The 23,793-nt window shown below is 31.2% G+C and carries 23 protein-coding genes; 20 read left to right on the top strand and 3 right to left on the bottom strand.

Going from position 1 to position 23,793, the window contains the following annotated elements:
* Nucleotides 1-6 precede the first annotated feature (6 nt).
* The 15 genes from F8154_RS15490 to F8154_RS05695 all read left to right on the top strand — a co-directional run bounded on the left by F8154_RS15490 (nt 7) and on the right by F8154_RS05695 (nt 16,159).
* Nucleotides 7-135 carry a hypothetical protein gene (locus F8154_RS15490; RefSeq protein ID WP_279237163.1) on the top strand — a complete coding sequence of 43 codons (129 nt, stop codon included), beginning with the start codon at nt 7-9 and terminating at the stop codon, nt 133-135.
* A 21-nt stretch (nt 136-156) separates the two neighbouring features.
* Nucleotides 157-1,341: an AAA family ATPase gene (locus F8154_RS05755; protein ID WP_151860655.1), complete on the top strand. Its 1,185-nt coding sequence runs from the start codon at nt 157-159 to the stop codon at nt 1,339-1,341.
* Nucleotides 1,342-1,356: 15 nt separating this feature from the next.
* On the top strand, nt 1,357-2,721 hold the full coding sequence (locus F8154_RS05750) for an ATPase, T2SS/T4P/T4SS family (protein WP_151860654.1): 1,365 nt from the start codon (nt 1,357-1,359) through the stop codon (nt 2,719-2,721).
* Nucleotides 2,657-3,559 (top strand): type II secretion system F family protein, encoded by a 903-nt coding sequence (locus tag F8154_RS05745; protein WP_151860653.1) that lies wholly within the window; start codon nt 2,657-2,659, stop codon nt 3,557-3,559. Before F8154_RS05750 ends, F8154_RS05745 begins: the two co-directional genes overlap by 65 nt.
* A 4-nt stretch (nt 3,560-3,563) precedes the next feature.
* The gene (locus F8154_RS05740; RefSeq protein WP_151860652.1) at nt 3,564-4,391 is read left to right on the top strand and encodes a hypothetical protein; all 828 of its coding nucleotides are present in this window, start codon (nt 3,564-3,566) and stop codon (nt 4,389-4,391) included.
* A 29-nt stretch (nt 4,392-4,420) separates the two neighbouring features.
* Complete coding sequence (locus tag F8154_RS05735) at nt 4,421-4,675, top strand: hypothetical protein (protein WP_151860651.1); 255 nt, start codon at nt 4,421-4,423, stop codon at nt 4,673-4,675.
* A 14-nt stretch (nt 4,676-4,689) separates the two neighbouring features.
* Nucleotides 4,690-5,070 (top strand): hypothetical protein, encoded by a 381-nt coding sequence (locus tag F8154_RS05730; RefSeq protein ID WP_151860650.1) that lies wholly within the window; start codon nt 4,690-4,692, stop codon nt 5,068-5,070.
* Nucleotides 5,071-5,079: 9 nt separating this feature from the next.
* Complete coding sequence (locus tag F8154_RS05725) at nt 5,080-5,595, top strand: hypothetical protein (RefSeq protein ID WP_151860649.1); 516 nt, start codon at nt 5,080-5,082, stop codon at nt 5,593-5,595.
* A 31-nt stretch (nt 5,596-5,626) separates the two neighbouring features.
* Nucleotides 5,627-6,310, top strand: a complete 684-nt coding sequence (locus tag F8154_RS05720; protein ID WP_151860648.1) for a CpaB family protein — start codon at nt 5,627-5,629, stop codon at nt 6,308-6,310.
* A gap of 109 nt (nt 6,311-6,419) precedes the next feature.
* Entirely contained in the window at nt 6,420-6,518 is a 99-nt protein-coding gene (locus tag F8154_RS15370; RefSeq protein WP_279237162.1) for a putative holin-like toxin, read from the top strand.
* A 234-nt stretch (nt 6,519-6,752) separates the two neighbouring features.
* The gene (locus tag F8154_RS05715; protein ID WP_151860647.1) at nt 6,753-7,346 is read left to right on the top strand and encodes an HD-GYP domain-containing protein; all 594 of its coding nucleotides are present in this window, start codon (nt 6,753-6,755) and stop codon (nt 7,344-7,346) included.
* Nucleotides 7,347-7,433: 87 nt separating this feature from the next.
* Nucleotides 7,434-8,447 carry an S-layer homology domain-containing protein gene (locus F8154_RS05710; protein ID WP_151860646.1) on the top strand — a complete coding sequence of 338 codons (1,014 nt, stop codon included), beginning with the start codon at nt 7,434-7,436 and terminating at the stop codon, nt 8,445-8,447.
* Nucleotides 8,448-8,459: 12 nt separating this feature from the next.
* On the top strand, nt 8,460-14,342 hold the full coding sequence (locus F8154_RS05705) for an OmpL47-type beta-barrel domain-containing protein (protein WP_151860645.1): 5,883 nt from the start codon (nt 8,460-8,462) through the stop codon (nt 14,340-14,342).
* 51 nt (nt 14,343-14,393) lie between these two features.
* Nucleotides 14,394-14,969, top strand: a complete 576-nt coding sequence (locus F8154_RS05700) for a metal-dependent hydrolase (protein ID WP_151860644.1) — start codon at nt 14,394-14,396, stop codon at nt 14,967-14,969.
* A gap of 392 nt (nt 14,970-15,361) precedes the next feature.
* Nucleotides 15,362-16,159 carry a hypothetical protein gene (locus F8154_RS05695; RefSeq protein ID WP_151860643.1) on the top strand — a complete coding sequence of 266 codons (798 nt, stop codon included), beginning with the start codon at nt 15,362-15,364 and terminating at the stop codon, nt 16,157-16,159.
* 640 nt (nt 16,160-16,799) lie between these two features.
* Here F8154_RS05695 and F8154_RS05690 read toward each other — a convergent pair.
* Complete coding sequence (locus tag F8154_RS05690) at nt 16,800-17,159, bottom strand: Y-family DNA polymerase (RefSeq protein WP_330577840.1); 360 nt, start codon at nt 17,157-17,159, stop codon at nt 16,800-16,802.
* A 31-nt stretch (nt 17,160-17,190) separates the two neighbouring features.
* Complete coding sequence (locus F8154_RS05685) at nt 17,191-17,400, bottom strand: LexA family protein (protein WP_151860642.1); 210 nt, start codon at nt 17,398-17,400, stop codon at nt 17,191-17,193.
* Between the two features lie 206 nt (nt 17,401-17,606).
* Between F8154_RS05685 and F8154_RS05680 the strand changes: the two genes are divergently transcribed.
* Together F8154_RS05680 and F8154_RS05675 are read left to right on the top strand one after the other, a co-directional pair.
* Entirely contained in the window at nt 17,607-17,855 is a 249-nt protein-coding gene (locus tag F8154_RS05680; RefSeq protein ID WP_151860641.1) for a DUF5659 domain-containing protein, read from the top strand.
* A 48-nt stretch (nt 17,856-17,903) separates the two neighbouring features.
* The gene (locus F8154_RS05675; protein WP_151860640.1) at nt 17,904-18,680 is read left to right on the top strand and encodes a DNA adenine methylase; all 777 of its coding nucleotides are present in this window, start codon (nt 17,904-17,906) and stop codon (nt 18,678-18,680) included.
* Between the two features lie 187 nt (nt 18,681-18,867).
* Here F8154_RS05675 and F8154_RS05670 read toward each other — a convergent pair whose 3' ends face one another.
* Nucleotides 18,868-19,374, bottom strand: coding sequence for an ImmA/IrrE family metallo-endopeptidase (locus tag F8154_RS05670; RefSeq protein ID WP_151860639.1), 507 nt, complete (start codon nt 19,372-19,374; stop codon nt 18,868-18,870).
* A gap of 339 nt (nt 19,375-19,713) precedes the next feature.
* On the opposite strand from F8154_RS05670, the gene F8154_RS05665 reads away from it, so the two are divergent.
* From F8154_RS05665 to F8154_RS05655, 3 genes are read left to right on the top strand one after another with little or no spacing between them, the layout of a single operon-like run.
* Complete coding sequence (locus F8154_RS05665) at nt 19,714-20,508, top strand: hypothetical protein (RefSeq protein WP_151860638.1); 795 nt, start codon at nt 19,714-19,716, stop codon at nt 20,506-20,508.
* A 12-nt stretch (nt 20,509-20,520) separates the two neighbouring features.
* Nucleotides 20,521-21,984, top strand: a complete 1,464-nt coding sequence (locus F8154_RS05660) for an ATP-binding protein (RefSeq protein WP_151860637.1) — start codon at nt 20,521-20,523, stop codon at nt 21,982-21,984.
* Between the two features lie 43 nt (nt 21,985-22,027).
* Nucleotides 22,028-23,716 carry a hypothetical protein gene (locus F8154_RS05655; RefSeq protein ID WP_192930175.1) on the top strand — a complete coding sequence of 563 codons (1,689 nt, stop codon included), beginning with the start codon at nt 22,028-22,030 and terminating at the stop codon, nt 23,714-23,716.
* The last annotated feature ends 77 nt before the right edge of the window (nt 23,717-23,793 follow it).

Below are 23,793 nucleotides of genomic sequence, written 5' to 3'. Positions count from 1 at the left end.
ATTATAGTGGAAATAAAATGTGATTTTTGTGGTAAGGAAGCTGGAGTAGGAAAAAGAAAAATATTAATTAATGGCAAATATATTTGCTTCGATTGTTGGATAGAAGATAGACATAAAAGAGATAAAATTAGTTAGTAAGTGGAAGAAGGTGATAATTTGAGAATACTTACAGCAATAGGAAACGAAGAGTTACAAGAAAGAGTAAGGGATGCAAGCTTTGATATTATTGATGAGGTCGATAGCCTAGAAGCCCTAGAAGATTTAGTAGAGCTAATGCCAATGGAGGGGCTTATATTAAATAGGCTACTTGACAATACAGGAGATAACATAATTAGAATATGTAAAAAGGCTAAATACAAAGGAATAAAGGTTGTTATAATTACTGATGATTTTAACTCCTTTGAAGAAAAGAAGCTAATAGGGAACCTAGTAAATCAAGGGGTAACAGTTTACCTTAAGCTTGACGAAGTAACTCCCCAAAGGCTAGAAGATGCCTACAATAACTATCCACAAGAGTTTAATTACAGCCTACTTGCAGAGCCACAAGAAAATATCAAAGTTGAGAGGGTTGTTGAAAGCGTTTTTAAAGAGGTTATAACAGTATATTCCCCCTTAAGCCAGGGCTCAACCACAACAGCTGTCCACTTAGCATTTGCCTTGGCTTCATCAAAAAAATGCAGAGTATGTGTAGTGGACTTTAATCCCCTAAAGCCAGCATTTAAAAAGGTTTTTAACACCAGCTTTGAGTTCACTTTGCCAGATGTCTTAGATGCAGTGGCAAGACAAAATCTAACCTATGAAAGGCTAGAGAGCTTAACTAAAGCATATAAAATGCAAACCAATTTAGACATACTACCAGGTATATATGACTTTAATGAATACTACTCATCAGAAAGACAACAGTATAAAGAAATAATAGAAAAGTTAAAATTTAATTATGACTACGTTATAATAGACACCCATTCTTGGTTTGATGTAGTAAGTACAGATATAGCCATAAAGCTGGCAGATAAAGTAGTTGTTCCTGTATATGGCAACATTAAAGACATAGAAGAAGTAAATAGATTCATTAAAACCTTTGAGATGTATGATGACTATGACATAAGAAAGTTTAAGTATGTAATTAATAAATATAACGGCGAAGATTTAACCTTTATTGAAATTGATGCAAAGCTTCATGGAGATATAGCAGGATACATTTCTTATCACAGAGGGCTGGAAAAGGGTAATGGCTTTAGCAATAAAAAGATAATTAATGAATATATAGATGTACTAAACTCTATGGGAGTTAGAATAAACAAAAAAGCAAACATCTTAAGCTTGTTAAGAAAAAAAGCTTAAAGGGAGGCTGATAACTTGATAGTAAATAGACTAGAGGAAAGAGCTAAGCATAAAGAGCATAAAGCAGGCGAAAAGGTATTTCAATCCACCTACGAGGTTATAGAGAGAATAGCCCTAGAAACCATAAAAGAGCATAAGGACTTAATAGGTGAGATAACACTTTCAAAGGCACCAAAAGCTTCACTAGAGCTAGCAGTGTTAAAGATTTTAAACAAAAGAAACTATAAAGTTGTTGATGTTTCAAGAAAAGACCTAGTAAAGGATGTAATAGATCATATTTTAGGATATGGACTCCTACAGCCATACCTTGATATGGAGGATTGTAGCGGAATATTCATAAATGGACCCGATAACTGTTGGATAAAAGTAGGTAAAGAAATAAAAAGAGTCAATGTTAGCTTTGGCAGTATAGACAATCTAAAGTCCTATATACGAACCACTATACAGGCTAATTTGAAAGGCGAGCTAAATGATGATAAAGCCCTTGCAAAATTTGAAGACCCAGTCAATAAACTAAGAATTATATGTGCTATTGATCCAGTAGCCCATATTAGTCCTACAGCAGTCTTTAGAAAACATAAAGGGGAGGCATTCTCCCTAAATGATCTTGTAGAAATGGATATGCTAACTATAGAACTAGCAGAAGATTTAAAGCGTTATGGAAGGGCAGGAGCAAATTTCATATTCTGTGGTAGAGGTGGTTCAGGCAAAACAACATTAATGAGGGCTTTATTAGAAGAAGTGCAAGAAGAACTAAGAATACTTACAATGGAAGAACATGGAGAGCTATTCTTAAAGCATCCCAATGCAGTACAACTGCTGGTGAAAAGAAACACAAAGGGAGAAGTATATGGCATTGAAGAATTATCAGATATGGGACTACTTATGACAATAGACATGTATGTCTTTGGAGAAATTAGAGGTGCTGAAGCAATGAGCTTTTACAACGGTGCCTTTGCAGGAAACATATCCTGGACAACAGGACACTCAGGAGATGCTAGAAAAATCCTTAGAAAAATGATGATAAACATGAAGATGTCAGGAACCAATCTTTCAGATGAAATCTTACTAGATATGCTGTACGAGTCGGTTAACATTATTGTTTTTTTAGATAAATTTACAGTTGGTGAGGTTGTAGAGGTGGTACCCGAGGAAAAGGAAGGCAAAAAATATAACACCATCTGGAAGCTAGAAAAAACCAATAACCAAGTGACATTTATAGAGGGTCAGCATATAAAAGTAGGTAAGCTAAAGTCAGCAGACATGATAAATAAGTTAGCAGAAAACAAACTGTTAAGGGAGGAGGATACTGAAGTTGACATGGTTGTTAATAGCACTACTGCTTGCATTGGGAATATTCCTAATAATAAGCCAAATTAACATTAAAAATCTATACAAAGAGTACAGTACAAAAATTAATAAGATAAAAGCAGCAGAAAAGATTAACCTTAAAAGCTACATTGGAACAGGAAAGCTCTTAAGGTCACTGGATAAAAGGATTGAAAAGTCCAATATACGCTTTTATATAAGCTACAACGTATGGATACATTTAGCATTATGCATGGCTCTTTTTTTATTGGCATCGGGCTGGATGAGTAACCATATGAACATATATTCCTCAATTACCTTTGGTTTAGTGGTAGCCCTTATTCCATATATACTGCTACAGCTATTTTCAGACCTAATGGGGCATAAGGTAAAGCGAATGTCGGTTGACTTTCTAACAATAATGAGAAGATTCTTAATAGGTGGAAAGGGAGCAGACATATTTCAAGCCTTTAAAAAGGCAAGCAAATATATACTACAGCCCTTAAAAAACTACGTAGAAATAATGATATATGAGTATGAGCATAAGGTGAATCCAGTACAGTGCTTCGATAACATGATAGAAAGAATAGAAGGTGGTGAGTTAAAGCTATATATTGAAAACCTTAAAATATGCTATGTAAGGGGTGGAGATGTAATAGAACTAACCGACACCTTTATAGAAGAAATAGAAAAGCAAAATGATGACGAGGATGAAGAAAATACTAAGGACCTATTGTTATCAATGGGGCTGTATCTTCTATTGGCAGTAAACTTTTTTATTCTTTACATTCTATTTAACAGTAGCTATAAAACAGCAGTATTTGATTCAAGCTGGGGACAAATAGTTTTTATTTTAGATTTACTGGTGTCCTTCTATATTGCCTACTTAACACTAGAAAAAATAGACTAAGGTGGTGATTTTACTGATTATAAGCATTACAATTCTTATAGCAATAGCATTTTTCCAATTAACACTATACTTTTTGACACGGGAAAAGCACAGACTAGAAAACAGTTACTATAGTAAAAAAGGAAGGTACATTAACAGATTAATAAAAGACTCTTGGTATAATACAGTAGACGGCTACATGAAGGAAGCTGGATACTACATAAGTACAGAGGTTTTTATTATATTCAACTTAATTATTATTGGAACTGCCCTTTATACAATTATAGAAAAGCTAATGACAGGTGACCTATATGGGATAATAACAAATCTCATAAGGTTATTTTTATTTACAGTTGTTCCACTAAATATATTAATCTACAGGAAAATTAGTCAACGCAGAAATAAAATACGGCTTCAACTTTGTAACATACAAGACATAATGTACTTTCAATCTAAAATAGGAACACCTGAAGATGTAATACTGGCATATACAGCAAGAGTGGCAAAGCACCCTTTACAAGAACCACTTCAGTATATTGCCAATGCACCAAAGGTAAGAAAAAGCTTTGAAGAGGACCTTGAAAACTTAAGAAGCCTATCAAAAATAACAGAGCTACAAGCCTTCAGCTTTGCACTAGCACAAAGATACGAGATGGGAATTTCAGAAAAAAGCTTTAAGGCCCAGTCCAATATCTTAAAGAGAAGCAAACGACTTAGAAAAAAGATTATTAGACAGCACAAAAGAACTAAGCTAGTGATGGCGGCATGCCTTTTGTTTGCATGCTATGTACTGCTTGTATCTGTACCATTAGTAAAAGAAGTATTAGATAGTCTTAATCTAATATTTAGATAATCATATAAAAAATAAGGAGGATTTTAAAAATGCAAAAATTATTATTAAAAGGAGTAAAGCTTAATTCAGCTTTACAAAAGTTAAAGAGTTCCACAATAAAAAGAATTAATAAAGCCTTAAAAAATGAAAAAGGAGCAGGTGGAGTAATAGAGGTTATTATATTTGCTTGCCTTGTTATTCTAGCAATCATTGCAATTAGACCAGAGATACTGGGTGTTTTTTCAGATGTGGTAACATCTTTTAGAACATGGATTAATGACCAGTTAACAAACATATTCTCATAAAGGTTGTGACTAAAATGCAATTACCAGGAGATTTATTAATTTTAGGGTTTGTTATCGTCTTTTTAGTTCTGTTTTTCGTAACGGGGATAGAAAACACTATACCAGCCTTCGTTAGAACAGAGTTTGACATTTTATGTAGTAAATATTTAGCATTACTTCAATCCGAAGGAGGCATAAGTCCACAGCTAAAATGCGATCTCGAGACAGAGCTTATAAATATGGGCTTTACAAACATTAATATTACTGCCCCTGAAGATGCAGTATGGGGGCAGGAGGCACAGTTAACAGTAACAGCAGACTATATCTACGAAACCACATCAGTAACTTTGACAAAAGAAGAAGTAACCAGAAGGGCTACTTTTAATGAAAAAACAATTGTTATGACATTAGACTAGGGTGATAAAATGAACAGTAACTTTTGGATGATATTATTTATAGCAACAATTATTATTTTTTCATTTGCTTTTTCATGGATTATAGTTGTTGAGGTTATATCTATTCACTCATTAAATTTAAGGGTAGAAAACTCACTTATTGCTTCAGGCTGGGCAGGCTTTTCCCAATTAGACTTAGCAACAATGGGAGAAAGAATTGACCTATTAGACTCAGAAGGGCGGGACATTTATTTAGATAAAACCAAAGCCATACAGGTAGTTAGAGATTATATTAAAGCTAATTTAAATTTAGATGATGATCTAGTAGCAACAGGTAGCAGTTATATCCACCACAGACAACAGCCTGTAGTTATTGAGGAGATTACAATTTACAATCCTCATGACCTGCCAGCTGTTACAAGTGACAATATCCCTCTTAAAAGAACTACTATCCATATAATAATACTGGTGCCAAAGGATATTAAGTTTTTAGGAACAACTTATCTTAAAAAAAGTGTACCAGTAGATATAAAAGCTTTCATGTAGAATTACAGTAATAGATGGGAGGCAGGTAGCTTTGAAAGTTAAACTGAATAAAAGGCTACTAAGGCTTGGTGTAGCTTGTATAATAGCAGCTATAATTTTAACTGCATATATGTACAGCAACATAAAGAAAGCTGCAGAGCCAGAAGAGACTATAAAAGTAGCTCATTTCAATAACAATCTTATTAGAAACACTATTTTAGAGGATAAAGACATTATAATGATAGATGTTCCAATTTCAAGAACTCCAGATGGAGCTTTAAGAAACAAAGAAGCTATAGTAGGTAAACGACTTGTAGCAGATGTAAACAAAGGAGAATATGCATTTTTAAATAAGGTTACAGAAAGGGGAGAAGTAAGACTAGATATAGAAGATATGTGGCTTATAGGGATAGACATAAAGGACATATCAAACTTTTTAGGTGTTCAGCTAAAAGCAGGTGAATACTATGGTCTTATATATCCAGATGAAACAGGCGAAATTAAAGTAAGGCAAAAAGTAAAAATTATCTCCTTAATTGATAACGTAGGTAGAGAAATCTTTAGCAACGGAGAAGGTGTACCAAAAACAATAAATGTTGCCGTAGAAACAGAAGAGGAGCTTTTAAGTATTACAAAAGCAAAACATTTAAATTACGGAACCTTTGAAATAATAAAGACACCCATTGGGTGGGAAATAGATACAATAGAAAACCTTGAGAATAATGAGGAACTATAAAATAATAAAAAATTGTTAAAATATAGTATTTAAGGTATAATTAATTTAGGTAATCGTATATGCAGGGTGTGGTTGCCATCTCATTTCACAAAAGAAAGGAGGTGGTGCGATGAGTACTTATGAAGCAATTTCTATAATGATTTTGTTTTCAGTATTCACAATATCGCTTATCTCCTACTTAGATAGGAATAACAACCAGAAAAAATAATCACCCTGCCCGCCAGCATGGTGATTAAGTAAAACCTCACTTTGTGGCAACCGCATCTTGCGGACGATTACCTTTTTATATATTATATCATAAATACATTATAATAAACATAAAATTTCATTTTTTTTACAATAACAACTAATTTAACAGGTTAGTTTTTTTATTTATTAAGATTAAAGTTATCTTTACAATATAAAACAAAATTTATGTATAATAGACAAAAGGAGGAAGCATTTGGAAGGATTAATGTATAATATAGATAAAAGTATGATGCAACTTACAGACATTCAGCATAGTCTTAGAGTAGCCAATTACTCAGTTGCAGTATGTAATGCTATTAACTTAGATACAAAAAAGACACAAGAAATACTCATATCTTCCATACTCCACGATATAGGAAAAAGCATGATTGATAAAAGCATTTTAAACAAAAAGACAAAACTAACACCCTTAGAGTGGAGGGCTATTAAGCATCATGCAGAAATAGGAGGAATAATAGCTTTTAAAATGAACCTAGACAAGGAGATAATAAAAAACATTGTCTATCATCATGAAAACCATGATGGTTCAGGCTATCCAAGACAGCTTAAAGGTAATGAAATAATTTTAGGAGCCCAAATAATCCGAATATGTGATACCTATGATGCTTTAAGGATGGTTAGACCATATAAAAATAGCTATAGCCATTATGAAGCCCTAAAGGAAATTCGAAGGGAAAAATATAAATATAACCCCACTATCTTAAAGGTATTCATGGGGCTGGACTTTAGTAATATTAAAGGGTTAATTAATGAAAAGTGTGTTTTTGAAAGAGAGGAATTAGGTTAGAAAAATTAGCTAACATGTAGGTATGTTACCGATTGGCTAAGGGAGATTTGCAGAAGAAAACTAAAAGAAAACAGGGAGGAATAAACCGTGAAAAAATCTATAATTATAACGCTTGTTTTAACATTAACTTTAACAACATTAAGTGTATTTGCATTAAGTTTTACTGACATTGAAGGGCATTGGTCTAAACGATATGTTGAAAAATTAGTATCTACAGGAGTGATACAAGGTTATTCAGATGATACTTTTAGACCTGAAAACAATACAACCCGTGGAGAATTTATAAAAATGCTTGCAGTAATAACTACTGGAGAAGATGTAGGAATATCTAATAGTGGGCATTGGGCAAGAAGCTACGAATCTGTAGCAATAGAAAAAGGTTATATACTTAAATCCTATGAAAATCTAGATAAACCCGTCACAAGGGAAGAAATAGCCATAATGGTTTCAAGGGCAATGGATGAAGTGCCTAGTAATTTAGAGGATATGAAAAGCTATTTTACAGACTTAAATAGGGTTGATGTAGAAATCAAAAATCATATAGCTAAAGTTGCAGGACTAGGAATTATAAAAGGCTACAACGATAAATCCTTTAAACCCGAAAGACAAGCAACAAGGGCAGAAGTTTCTACAATACTTATAAGAATACTTGACCCTACAGAAAGGGAAATACCTGTTATTGAAAAAGCAGAGGACTTTATTGAGCCAGTGTTTAGGGTTGAGCATAATGAAAAATACGGTTTTCGTTTTATTTTATATCTAGACAACTACGAAGAATATACAGATGATTATAATATTAAAGCTGAATTTATTAGTAATCCCGAACTAAATATTATTGAAGTAAGACAATGGATGACATCTAATTACATAAAATATGAATTAAATAATTGGAGAGTCATGGGAGAATCATTTAGAAATAATGAGGGTGAAATTACTCAACTAGCAAGAAAATATTACACAACAAGAGATCATATTGATAAAATAACGATTTATGATGGTATGCAAATTGATATAAAGATTTCTATAAAAAAGGGTGATGTAATTAAGGAGTATTATGAAACAGTCTATGTTGAGTATATTGCCGATGAAGATTTTGATTAAGGAGTGGTTTTGATGAAGTTTAAAAGAACTTTGTCCTGTGTGTTGATAGCTATAACTCTAATTACGAGCATTTCGATATATAGTTTTTCCAATAGCTATCCTATAGAGGATTACAGGGATGTTGTAGTATGGGATTCCAATAATGAAAGAGTAGATAAACCCCATGCAGAATTTGAGGTGCAGCATATTGATGGGGCAGATAATAAAAATGTAGGAAACATTACTTCCGACAGTGGGGTAATAAAAAGGGTGGTTGTCGGAGATAAAATTAAAGTCTCTGATGATAACTCTACTCGTGGTTCAGGAGGAAAATTTAAGTCATGGGATTTTCAAGTACATTCACAAAGTACAAAAATAGAAGGGCATAAAAACACTTCGCCAGTTGGTAAAGAAATAACTATTAATACAGATGGATACTGGGACTTTTATCTTGCAGTAAGGGACGATAAAAACGTAAAATTGCCCACAGGTGGGACATATCATAACTGGAGTGATAACGGAAGCCATTCTATGCTGGACGATAAAAGAGTGGACATTGATGGAGTCATTTGGAAGTGGTATTTTTCATGGATTAGAGTTGTAGCTGAATATGCAAGGGCTGAGATTAGACATATCGACTTAGACACAGGAGAGAACATAATCCCCGTAGAAAATATAAGCAATCTAACAGCAGGAAATTACAGTTATTCTAAAAAAGATTTCCAAGAGTATGAGTTTGTTAAATCTGCTGTGGGCTATACATGGGATGAACTTGTATCCAGTGCCGGTAGAAATGAAAAAATCGAAAGTAGAAATGTAAAACTATCTGGTGATAATAAAATGGCTTTTCTTACATTCTACTATAAGAAGGAAGCTCCACCCAGAACAGATACTTATGTAGATGTTAATGGCATAACAAATCCTGCATCAGTACAATTTACAGGAAGTGATATACCTACCAAAGTTAATGTGGAAGGTACTCTTCATAATTTTGATAATAAGGAAGATATTAATTATTGGATTTTATTTGTTAAGCCTGAAGGTGCTAGTAAATGGAATACGCAAGTAGTAAATGAAAAGGAAATGAGTGTAGAACGTGTATTTAACGAATTAATCAATAAGTCTGTTATGGATGGTAAAGAAGAATATATACAAAACTATGAAATGAAAGCAAGAGTATATATTGATAGTTACTACATAGAAAGTGACGTTAAAAAAGTAAGTACCCATGTATATAAGACAAAACCAAGCCCACCACAAGAGCCACCTGCTCCACCACAAGACCCTAAAGAGCCACCAGTAGCAATTATCAATGGTCCTACAGAGGTTATGGTTGGTGATGATGTTATATTTTCAGGATATAGATCATATACACAAGAACCAGGAGCAACAATGATACATTACCTTTGGTACAGTGATCCTAATGATATAAATGTAGATGGTGTAGATAAACCTTCACTTAATACTAGATTTAATGAAATTAAAGAATATGAGCTTTGCCTTCAGGTAGTAGATTCATTTGATGGAGGAGACTATACCACACATATGGTAAATGTAATTCCACCTGTACCAAAGGCAAGAATTAAAATAGATGGAAACAGGGCTAATAATGCCATTATTGTTGATGGTAGAACAAGTAGAGGCAATGATCTTTATCCTATTGATTGGTCTAAGGCACAATGGGAAGTTACAGCTATAGAAGGAGGAACACTAGAGAACGTATATTTTGAAGTTCCTGAAGGAAATATAACCTATCAAAATAAAAAGGTTATAATTACTGGACTAGATAAATTCAGATTACAAAGCAATAGTGAAAATAATCTAGAATTTAAGTTGTATGTTGAGAACACCTACGGAAATTCTGATGAAGCAACAGTTAGTAGAAAAATAGAGCCTGATTTAGCACCAATTGTAGACTTTACTACTGTAACAACAATTTTTAGAGACCCTGATAACAATAATAAAGCTACAATAAAAGCTACTGACCTGTCCCATTCACTAGATGGGGACATTATAAAAGATAGAATATGGAAAGTATACTATAATAACAACAATGGGAACATTGTAAACTATAATAATAATAGTGAGGGAATAAGTTATAATGCTAATTGGTCTTTACTTCAAACAATAAAAAAAGGGCAAAGCGATTTTACGTTAGATTTAGATGTATCAGAAATAGGCAAATATAGATTAGAACTTGAAGTTGCAGAAGATTTTAAAAATCCATCTTTACCAAATGGATCATATAGAAAAGTGATAAATAATTCTTTGCATAATATATATGTTGATTTTTCTGTATATAAACAAACCAGTGATTCATCAACCATAGATATAAACAAAAAAGTAATAGAAGTAAAGAATATCGCTCCAGTTGTAAATTTACAGATGTTAAAAAAACCTAAAGTAGATATATCACTGGCATACGATGAAATGGGTATCAGTGAAGATCAATTATTAAGTAAATTAAATTCAATTCTTATACCAAAGCTTGAAGCAAACAACATTCAATATGAAATAAACATAGACTTGGCACTTGGTAAGCTTAATAAAAGAGACTTGCAATTAGAAAAAAAACAAATACCTATTGATTTTAAAAAGGCAGGTCATCATACATCAGGGCTAAAGGAAACAGCTGACTTTGTAGCTGTTAACCATGAAAAAGAAGAACTTGTAATTGCTTATCGGTTAATAGATGAAGTGAATTTAAAATGGACTGATACACTTAGGGTAGTTATTTTAGACATTGAGACAAATACGATTAAGGATACCTATGATCTTGATGTATATATAAGTCATAAATCTAATACATTCCTTAAAAAAGCTTCTGCCATTCTCGACAATAAACTTTATTTCTGTTACTCCGAATATTGTTTTTTCGACACAGGAGAAGATCTTACATTTGCAGCTTTAGATTTAGAAGAAAAAAAAGTTGTTAATAAAAAAAGAATAGACAACAATGGTTCAAATTCAAGTGTAAGTCTAGAAAATCATAATAATTATTTTTATATAAGAAGAGGTACTTCTGTATATAAAATAGACAAAGATGGAAATTTAGTATACAAATATAAAATGCAATATGAAAGTGACGAAAGATACGATTTTGATTATAAACGGGATAAGGCATACAAGATTAAACCTAAAACAAGCCATTCATCTTATATGATAATTATAGACATGGCAGCAGATAAGGAAATAAATACAATAATTTTCAACCATTATAATTGGGAAAATGTAACAACAGCTGATGCGGTTGTAGCTGCAACAGATTATGGGTTATTTGTCTATAACACGACTCAACCTGTGGAACTTGTTAGGTTTAATTATGTAAACTATGAATATGAGCGTATTTCAGTATCTGGTTTAATAGGTTATCCGTATCATAGTGATTTTACAAGACAATTTGAATTTGGAGATAGATATGCTAGAGTATATTATTATGGTTCAGGAATAGCTAGTGATGAACCTGTATTAAGAGAAGAATATATACTAGATATGAAGGATATTTCTTATGTATCAGGAAAGGATTATACCTATACTAATAATTCAAAATCACCAATGAGTAATTATGTAGTGGATGAAGATTTAGTTTATTCCTTTGCAATTAATTGGGATAGAAATAGTTTATATGCAAGAGTATGGGAAGGGGATACTGTAATAGACGGATTATATCTAGATAGACACAGTAGGGGTCAAAAATTATTAAATAAGAAGTTTGGAATAGGAATGTATACAAAAGAGGATGTAAATGCTTATATTGTTTACTTTCGAGACTTAGTTAGAGATTTAGCATATAAACCTAAAAAAGAATGGGACAAAGAAAAACACAACTTTAGTATATTTTTCAGTAATAAACCTGAAATAGAAATAGTAGACCCTGTACAAACCATAACTACACTTGCAGAAAACAACGTGAATTTTATAGGAGTAGGAAACAACGATAATAAAGGGCAAATAGAAAATATTGCAGTAAATAATTTCGACAATGGATTATTCTTATCAATAGATGATATAGACAATTCTATAAATGAGTTAAGTGATTACATTATTCAAAAGGCAAAGGAAGATATTTTATTGGATTATTATGTGCTTATAGATGAAGAAATAGAATTTAAAACCTTCTATGAGGACAAAGAAAATGATCCAATAATGGATGAAAGATGGTTATTTCAACATGATCCAAATTATTTTGAGAACAGTATGGGATTAGATGAAAGGTCTGGAGTATATATAAATGAGCCTATAAGAAAATTTGAAAAAGCAGGACACTTTAAAACACTTCCTCAATTAAGAGATAATCCTAAAGATGATAATAGATTTGATGCCTACAGACTGTGGAGCTTAGACACGACTGAAATTAATCTATATGCCCACCGTAGAGCTATATCTGACTTCAACTATACATTACAGTATAATCCAACTCAAAATAACTTTACTATAAGTATAAGAAATACTGCTTACGACTTAGATCATATCTCAAAATATGATAGAGGTATAGTAGACGTTATTTATAAATACAAAGAGATAAATTCAAATAGGTGGATAGATGGAAAACCATCAATCTTAGATATTAATAAAGAATATTTAATTTTACAAACAGTTGAAGATAGAGAAGGAGTATGGAGTTTTCCTAAAATAGAACATATAAATACATCTATAGAAAATATACCTCCAATAATAACGGTTACTCCTGAAAAAACCGAAGGATGGTATAACAAAGAAAAGGCAATAACAGATGGAGAACTAACACTACAGGTTACAGCAAATGCCTTTATGGGAAAAACAATATCACAGGTAAGGCACTCCTGGTCTAATTCTATTACAACACCAGCTGCATGGACGACAACTACACAATCAAATTTTAATGTAACGCAAACCAGTGATGGAATTTGGTATCTTCATATAGAAGCTACGGATAGTGGAGGTCAAAATACTGCAGCTGTATTCGGTCCATATAAGATAGATAGAACGCCACCGACACCACCAACAATAAATAATAATCAAGCCTGGACTAATGTATCACAAGTACCTGTTACAATAAAAAATGGCACAGATAATCTATCAGGGGTAGATAGAGTAGAGTATAGATTAACAGGAGCTACAACATTAAATTGGACAACATATACAGGGCAATTTAATATAGTTAATGCAGGTATAACGAATATCTATGCTAGAACTATTGATGTTGCAGGTAATACATCAACAGATACAAATTCAAAAGTTAGAATAGATCGCACTCCACCTACTATTGATACAGACTTAAAAAGCTATGAAGGAATGGAGGCAATAGATGTAACAATAACTGCCAGTGACACAGGAGGTAGTGCCTTAAAGGATATGAGGTATAAATGGACTACTTCAACCACAAAGCCTACCACTGGATGGACAACCACAACACAAAGTAACGTAACAACCCCTAGAGATACAGAAGGTGAGTGGTATCTACACATGGAGAGTTTCGATAATGCAGGAAACAGCTACTATAGATACAGAGGCCCATATATTATAAACTTCTTAAGTGTCTCAGCTACCCTATTACCTAATCCAGCAATGGCAGGAGACCAGTTAATATTTGATATAACAACAGAGGGCTATGCTGATACGCTAGAAATATTTGTAGACCCAGATATTATAGCTATGGATAAACGGGTTGATATGGGATATGAAGCTCAGGAATATCCAGTAACAGCTCAGATAAATAAGCACGTTAATATTAAGACAGATACAATAAAGTTTATCCTTTGGGTAACAACAGAAGAAACTCTAGATAAGAATAACAATAGATTAAGAGAACCATATAAGTTTACAGTTAGAGCATGGAAGGGAACTAGCTATAAAGAAGTAGAGCTGGAGCTAGAAGTTCAAGGAAATATTTTAAGGTTATTAAAGCCAGGAATAAAAAATAAGCACGATAGATAAAATAACCTCATGGCATTGCCATGAGGCCTTACTATTTGAAAGGAGTAAAAGATGACTGGAAAAACCCATATAGCACTAGGAACAGCAGTAGCAGTAACCCTGTTTCCTCCTGCAGGTATTACTGCTACTGTATCATTAATAGGGGGAGCCGTTGTTGGCTCCCTCATTCCTGATATAGATCACCCAAAAGCAATGATAAATCAGAAGATACTACCCTTTAAAAACAAACTATTTAAAATACTTCTATTCACATCTATAGGTCTGTTCATGCTCACTGGAGGATTGGGCCCACCAAACGACTTATTGAAGATACTCAGTATTTTTATTATTGTAGCAGGACTATCAAGCCATAGAGAGTTTACCCATAGCATAGCTGGCATAGGAGTTGAGTTATACATATGTTATTTGATAACACAATACTATGATATGTATTACTTATCTCTAGGACTTGGTATAGGAGCAGTTATACATATAATAGCAGATTTATTTACTAGTAATGGAGTGGCTCTGTTTTATCCATTAAGCAAAAGAAGAATTAAGATGCCCCTTACACTTAGGACAAACAGCATGGTAGATAATATTATTTTTATATTCTCTACTTGCTTATTAGCAATAACGTTGATATAAGGCTCATTTTGAGCCTTTTTCTATTTTTTGATACAGAATAAAAGATATATTGTTATATTATGTAAAAAATAAAGGATGTAAAAAAATTATGTAGAAGTAGTAATAATTAAAATCAAGATAACTTTTATAAAAAACGATTTCCATTACGCATTTTATATTTGTAGAATTTTTTTCTGATTAAACAATAAAAGTTTAAAGTATTCTAAACAAAAGAGGAGGGAGTAAATGAAAAAAAATATCAGTCCACATTTAACTTTATTATTTTCTTTAATTGTTTCTTTAATAATGCATTTGTTTGTTTTAAATAGTATTTATGCATCAGTACTTATAGTGATCTATTTTGTTGCCATTATTTATGTAAATGGTTATTATAGGTATATTTGTTTAAAAATATGAGAAAAGATGTTTCATATAGTACAAGATATGTGTTTGGATTTATACCAATTTATGATGTAAAGTTTAATAAAAAGGAAAAGGTTGAAAAAACTGATTATTTTATCTCTTTCTCTATCGTTTCTATTTTATTGTTCATGACCATGAGAACTATCGGATTTTTAAATGATTTACTTATTTCAAAAGAGATCATAACCAACAAATCTTATGATTCTGTAGGACATGCTTTCTTGATGTTAACTATAGTAATTTTAGCAGTATTGATGACTGACATAATCAATTTTATGAAACTATTATTTAAACACAGAGTATTATTTATTGAAATTAAAGATTTTAAAATAACTCCAGTTGAAGAAGAAAATATTTATAAACAACATCATAAGAGTATATATCTTATGCAATATAACTACTCAGAGTATTTGTTAAAGGATCTTAAAAGAGAGAAATTTTATCTTGAAGGAAAGTTAGAAGAAGTGAAGAAACCTGCTTTCTATGATGTACATGTATTACCTTTAATAGTTATATTTGTGAGTGGGATTTTATCAGTAATAAATTTATATATTGATAATTTTATAATGTATAAGAGAAATTATGATGTGTTAGACGAGGCATTAATAGCATATACTTTATTCGCATTTATGGTTTTGACAATTGTCATGTTTGTGTCATTCATGGCTAGAAAAGCTTCATATAATAATATAAAAGACTTAAAAACAAGAATTCTAGTAATTGATGATTTAATTAGTAAAAAACAACAAAAGGAGAAGGACGATAACAATGAGGAAGTCATCATATAAACCAGACAAGCTGGTTAATAGTTTTTTAAAATTAACTTTGTTAACAGAAAAAAGTATAACAAAAGTTTCGAGATCAAATCTTACAATAGACAAATCTTCAGCCAAACTATGAGCTTTTGTTCAGCATATCAGTGTGACCATAACTGCTGAACCATACTTGGTGAAATAGATGTTGTATGCAACTTTATATTCATTAGAGATTATGTAAAAAGATAAATAAAGTTAAAGATAGAATAGGACTTCCACTGAAAGATGTAGATCAACAGTTGTATTGCTTTGACAAGGATAATTATGGGAACATTTGAAACTATTGCACTGACGAAGTTATTCTTTAATCTAAGTATAATAAAAGTAAAAAGAGCCTATCAAATGCAACTATAAATAATATCCTCAAAAAATGGATGATATTATTATAAATAGTTGCTTATAAAAGTACTTTTAAAGCCCTCATTTATCTTATAATAGATAATTATGATCAATCAATACTATAAAATACTAGCCATCATAGGATAATCATCTGCCCCTACTCCACCGATCTTGGACTTAACAGATGAATCAATAAAAATAGCTCTCTTAATACTGTCAGTTCCATATCGAATTCTGAGCCCATCAATTACACTATCAAGGGCTCTCTTTTTATCTAATCTAGGATCATTGAAAAAGGAACGCTGGAAAAACTCATTACTGGAAAGCTCAGAAACCCGAACCCCGCGTTACTCCCCTTCATATACAAACCATATGAAGGGGATATTATGGTTAAATTAGGACATTTATTTAAAGCATCACTAAGAGTTTCGCCAGTTTTAATATTATATTTTTTAGCAGGGATGGATTTGGCTAAAACAATCCCATGTCTAGTCTTTGGATCACCGCCAACTATTGAAGGGATATTTCTTAGATCTAATGTATCACCCTGTTGTAATCTATAAACAGCTTCCCATGAAAGGTATGCTGAATTTACGTCTATATGAAAAATAACTCTTTTAGAATTCCCCATCATGAAGCTACTCCCTTTCCTGAATCTATTTACGTTACTTTTTTATTAGTGAAATAGAACGATGACATCTCCGTTCAATACTAATATATCCTCGTCTTTCAAGGTTTGTTAAATGCTGATGTACAGTGCTGGTTGATCTAATTCCACTGAGCTTCACGAGCTCCCTTATAGAAGGGCTAATGTTATGTTTCTTATAGTACTCCTTAAGTGCTCTAAGAACTTTCTTCTCTGTAGTCATTGCCATATAATCACCCTTATCTTATTATATAAATTTATTTTAATTATATACGAACTTATGTTCGATACAAAATTCCATATCCATTAACAAGACTTTAAAAATAGAAGAATTAACAAGAATAAAGGTGCTATTGATTATTTTTGAAACTTTAAACCGAACAGCAGTTTTGATAAAATATATTTAAACCTAGTGTTCCTGAAAAAGGAGGTAAAATGAGTATTAATAGCAGATTAATTACAGACAAGGATACAATAGTTTTTTTAGTTGCAAAGGGCTTTAAAATAATTAATGTCCAAAAGGACCCTGAAAGAAATAGAAGCCTGATATACTTTGCAGATACAAAAGAACTAAGAAACGCAGTGCTAGCTTATACTAATAAGTCAGTAAATATTAATATTGCCGACTATGTTGCAGCAGAAAAAAGAGTTCGAATACTACTCAACATGCAAAAAACATCTTAGACTTTCAACTATCCCCTAAGCTTAAAATAAAGTTTAGGAGTTGATATAATGCTTAAACCACCAATACCACGAATGGGTGGTAAAAGTCGCTTAAGAAAGCGAATAGTAAGTATGCTACCAGAGCATATATGCTACACAGAGCCTTTCTTTGGAGTAGGCTGGGTTTATTTTGGAAAGGAACCAAGTAAAGTAGAAGTAATTAATGACATAGATGGAGAGTTGGTAAACCTTTTTAAAATGATAAAATTTCATAGTGAAGAAATTCAACGGCTTATACAATATGAAATCTGTAGTCGTGATCTGTTTGATTTTTATAAGGAAATTGATACTAATAGACTTACTGAAATTCAAAGAGCTATAAGATTCATATATTTAGTATCCCAGAGCTTCGCCAGTAAAGGAGTTTCCTTTGGCTATGGAACAACAAAAAATCCATCTCCACATATTTTCAATTCTTCATCACTCAATTGTCTTAAAGAAAGACTTAGAAATACTTATATTGAAAACAAGAGCTTCGAAGACATAATAAATAGATATGATAGACCACATACAGTGCATTTTTGTGACCCGCCATATTTTGAGACAGATGGATATAGCACTACATTTGGAGAACATGAACATTTACTATTAAGAGATACCTTAGCCAGTGTAAAAGGGAAATTCATTCTCACAATAAATGATCATCCAACAGTAAGAGAGTGGTATAAAGGGTATTATTTAACTGAAACCCAGGTTCATTATTCTGTGGCCAAAGCCAAAAATGCTAGAGGACTGTATAAAGAGCTTATTATAACCAACTATGTTCCCCCTAGTGCTGCAATATAAAGCAGCACTATAAATCAAAACTTTTTAAGAAGTTGAAAAGAAAAGGTGCTGATAATTCAGTACCTTTTCTCTTCACTATATTTGCTTTATTACTAGGGTTTAAAGCTATAATAATAAAGTATTTCATATTATGAGCTTTCAGATTTATTAAACAGTTAATGAGTTGTTAAACTTATTATTAATAAAACTATATACCCTCATAAATAAAAACAGAAGGCAAGTTAAACAAGCACAACTTTCTATTACTATCTAAATCCCAAACCGCCTTTATCTTAGCCATAAACTCAAACTTTTTCATCATAAATTCTTCTGTAACCATAAAATAATCAGCCATATCAGCCAATGATATGGCATTTTTGTTTTTAACAAGCTCAATAAGACTATCAGTGGGAATAAGAAAATCACAAGCCCACCTAAGAGCTAACAGCTCCTTCTTATCTATTTCAAGTCTGTCCTTATTACACATATACTTCCTAGGGGTAATATCCCCTATAGTAGTCCTATAATGACCAATTTCCTCAGCTAAGACTGTACGATAGAGTCTTTCGTTACCTTTCAAAATATTATTAATTAAAATTATGTAATAATCACCGTCATAATAGTAATATCCCAAAATATTATCAGGTAAGGGAGCGTACTTCTTAAATATTCTACATTTTTGTATTATTAAATCTAAATTTTCTGTGGGTACCATAATCAACCTCCATATCGAACACGTGTTCTTATATTTTAACATGGAAATATTATTAAATCAAAGTTAGTGCATAATTGCGTATTTATTAAAATTTAAACGTTTGAGTTTATTAATGTAGATTTTTGTCGAAAAGTTTTTGAAGGTGTTATGCTGTGTCACATAGAATGCTTTAAGCATAAATATTAACATATGTTGGCGGAAAATATCATTATGTAATTAATGTAATCATATGTATTATTCTAAATGAGAAGCTTTTGATATTTGCTATTAGATTATCAACAACATAGTATTTGAATAATAAACCATAATACAAAAATGTTAAAGTGGAGAGGATTTACTATGCCAAGATATAAAAACCCTATCCCTGTAGTGGATTTTCCTGATAAAAAACAACATGTAGATTTAGATGAAAATGAGTACAATTTCAAAGAATCAGTTTATTTCGCTTTTATAGATGTGCTAGGATTCAAAAAAGCTTTCGACGATAACCGCCAAACGATAACCGATCCAACAGATGATAAGTTTGCTGAAAAATTCAAGAGAGTATTTAGGTATTATTTTAGCTTAATGAATTCAGCAAACTTTGTAAAACGTGGCAGATCATTATGCTATGCAGGACAGACTTCGGATAGTCTTTATTTCTATACTGAAAGAGAAGATATTTTAGTTGAGTTTCTAAAAATCTATGTTCACTTTAGTGCATATGCAATGACTCAGGATGTCTTTTTTAGAGGAGGGATAGCTAAAGGTAGATTGTTTTATAAGCGAAATTACCAGTTTTATGGTGATAGCGTTATTAATGCTTATATGTTAGAAAGTCAAATCTCAAAGAATCCTATTATTGTAATAGATGAAAATACATATAATGCAATAGCAGTTAGTTCAGAATGTAATAAGTTAGTAGATAAAAAAAATGAAAGATATTACATAAAGCCATTTGCATATTTAGAACAAAAGTTTGATTTGGACTTTGATGAATCGTCTTTAATTATTAGGAACATTGATGAAGATTTATTAAAATCTACAATTGAGCAAAATAAAATTAGATTTGAATATGATGCAAGGAATTATGAAAAATATGTATTTTTATTGAATGAGTATCAAGCATATTTTAAAAAAAGCAGAGTAAAATAGGAGGATAGAGAAATGAATGCAAAAGTAGGTGCGGGTATAGTGAATATTATTACAGAATCATTATATGATAGACCAATTGTAGTATTTAGAGAGTATGTACAAAACTCGGTAGATTCTTTTGGTAAATCTAAAATAGATGAAGATGAGTTTTTTACAAAAATCTGGCTAGATAATAGCAATCTTTGTTTTCTAGATAATGGTAATGGAATATCTCGAAATGAGTTTTATAATAAAATGATTGATATTGCCAATTCTGAGAAAAAGAGAGCTGAACATATTGGTTATAAAGGCATTGGAAGACTTTCGGGATTACCATACTGTAATAAATTAATCTTTATAAATATATGTAGCTTTAAGAACAATGATTTTCAAGAATTCTATATTGATGGCTCTAAATACAAGGAGTTGAAAAATAAATTAAATGATTATGATTTAGACGATTTAATGAATGAGATAGGAACATACAGTGATCATTTAAAAGGTAATAAACTCGCTAAGATACAATCTATACTTAATCTCCATAAAGATATTTTCACGAAGCAAGATACAGGTTTTCTAGTCATACTAGAAAAAGTAACACATGTTTTAATGCAAACGATAGCAAGTGCCGACTTTTATCAGGAGCTTGGATGGCTTTTGCCAGTTAAGTTTAAAGATGAATTGTATGAATCAAATGTAAAATATTTACTTGAGGATTTAAATGAACCTATTCCTCAGAGAAGTGTTATACCAGCAAAATCCTATAATATAAGATTTAATGATAAAATAATTGAACGCCCAATCACTAAAAATATGTTAAGGGATTACACTTGTATGATAGATTTAAATTATGCTGTGGGATTTCATTCATTTAATCGTGACAAGATTGCAATCGCTAGAGGTAATAGTTTTTTTGGAATAAGATTATACATAGATAATTTTTTCTTATGTGATGAGAATGAGTTAATACCTATTCTCGTTAATTCTGGTTTGATTAAACATTCAATAAGCGAATTAATACAGAGTGTAAGAGGAATAGGTGCCATACTATACATAACAGATAAGATTAACATTTCTACCAATGCAAGAAGAACTTTCATTGAGTTAACAGATAAAGACTCATTTGATTTTTTAGAGCTTCTTGCTGAGTTTGTAAGAAACATTTATAAAGCTAGGTATGAGTTATCGAAATATAGAAGAAATAAAGATGTTATGGAGCAAAACTCAGAAAAGCTAGAACAGTTAAGGGAATCTGCTAATTTAGCTTTACAAAAGCTGGCAAGTGATGTAATTACTGTTGAAGTTGAATATAGTGTGCCTAAAGAATTCGATGATTTTGATGATATTGAGAAGAAAAAATTTATAAAACAAAAGCTTACTAACGACATGAATACTAGAATAAAGGAATATTTATCTCAAACAACTTCTTTTGACTATGTAAACGCTACTATGGATTTTATAACTTGGTTAGTATCAAATAAAAACGATAAATTATAAAAAACACTTAACAATACACGCGATTCATGATACACTTATATTGGTGATGGAAATGGAGAGAATTTTATTAGTTGAGCCAAATTATAAGAACAAATATCCTCCAATCGGTTTGATGAAAATATCGACTTATTATAAAAAAAATGGGGATTTTGTTGAGTTTCATAAGGGGTTAATGCCACAAACCGAAGCCAAAACGTACGATAAGGTGTTTATAACAACTCTATTTACTTTTGATTTCAGTATGTGTGTTCAAACTATACGTTATTATATAGCAATAGTTGGAATAGAAAACGTATTTGTTGGTGGTATAGCAGCAACTATTATGCCTGAAAACTTTGAAAAAGAAATTCCAGGAGTTAAAATATTAACTAATCAATTGATTTCATCTAACTTATTAGGATATAAGGATAATGTAAACATTGATATTTTAGAGTTGGATTATGATATTCTTTGGGATGTAGCTTATGAGTACCCAATGGCTGATAGTTATTTTATATATACTTCTAGAGGATGTCCAAGAAAATGTGTTTTTTGTGCTGTGAAAACACTTGAACCTATTTTTTATGATTGTAATAATATTGCAGTACAGATCAAAAATGTTGATAGTAACTTTGGTATAAAAAAAAATCTTCTTGTAATGGACAATAATATTTTGTATTCTAAAAACCTTTATAATGCTATAAAGATAATAAATTCTTGTGGTTTTGGGACGAACAATAATGTAATTAAGAAAAACAATAAGATGAAGTATTATATTGAAAGTCTAATTAATAGGATAAGAATTAACAAGAAGTATAATAATTTGCTTAATAGAATTAAGAAAGAATTTATTAATCTAAATTTTAAAAGGATTAGTAAAAAAGATTCTAGTGTTTTGCATAATGCAATAGAGTTGATTAATAATAATTCTGATTCTGAGGTCATAGATTTCATTATAGATAATTCTGATTTTATAATAGATTTTTACGATAGATACAATTATCATAAGATTAAAAGATATGTAGATTTTAATCAAGGATTAGATGCTAGATTGTTTACAAATGATAATGCAAAAAAACTATCTGAGTTAGCACTGAACCCATGTAGAATTGCTTTTGATAGTTTAAAAACAAAAAATGATTATTTAAAAGCTATGAAGTTATGTGTTGATAACGGAATTACTAAGTTTTCTAATTATTTGCTTTATAATTTTGACGAAAAGCCAGAAGACTTATGGATAAGATTATACTTAAATATACAGTTTCGTAAAGAAAATAATAATATTCAATTGTTTTCTTTCCCTATGAAATATGCATCAATTGAGAATATTGATAGAAAATACATTGGAGAATACTGGAACAACAAATATTTGAGAGCAGTTAATGTAATATTGAATGTAACATCAGGAGTAGTGCCAAAAGAAGAAGATTTTTTCTTTAGAGCGTTTGGACATAATGAAAAAGAGTTTCTTTTGATATTGACAATGCCAGATGACTTTATAAGGCATAGGGATTTTTTTGAAGAAAAAGGATTGACGCAGTTGTGGAAAAAATGTTATCTAAAGCTTTCTACTAACGAAAAAAAGGATTTAATTAACATATTAGAAAAAATGGTTGATGATCCTGAGATAATTAATAGGCAATACAGTAAAAACATTAGTGACATACTTTTTTATTATTCTATTACAAAGAAACGATATGATCAGAGTAAATTATTTTATACAAATTTTGTTAACTCATTTAGACAAAAATAAGTTCCCAATTTCATAAATTATCAAATTAGTAAAGTAATGTATGCCTACCTACTTCCCCTTCAAACTACCATCAGGAT

It is taken from the genome of Alkaliphilus pronyensis, from assembly GCF_009017275.1.
GTDB classification, from domain to species: Bacteria; Bacillota; Clostridia; order Peptostreptococcales; family Natronincolaceae; genus Alkaliphilus_C; species Alkaliphilus_C pronyensis.
The sequence above is the reverse complement of the archived record's forward strand: the minus strand, read 5'-3'. Positions and strand labels throughout refer to the sequence as shown.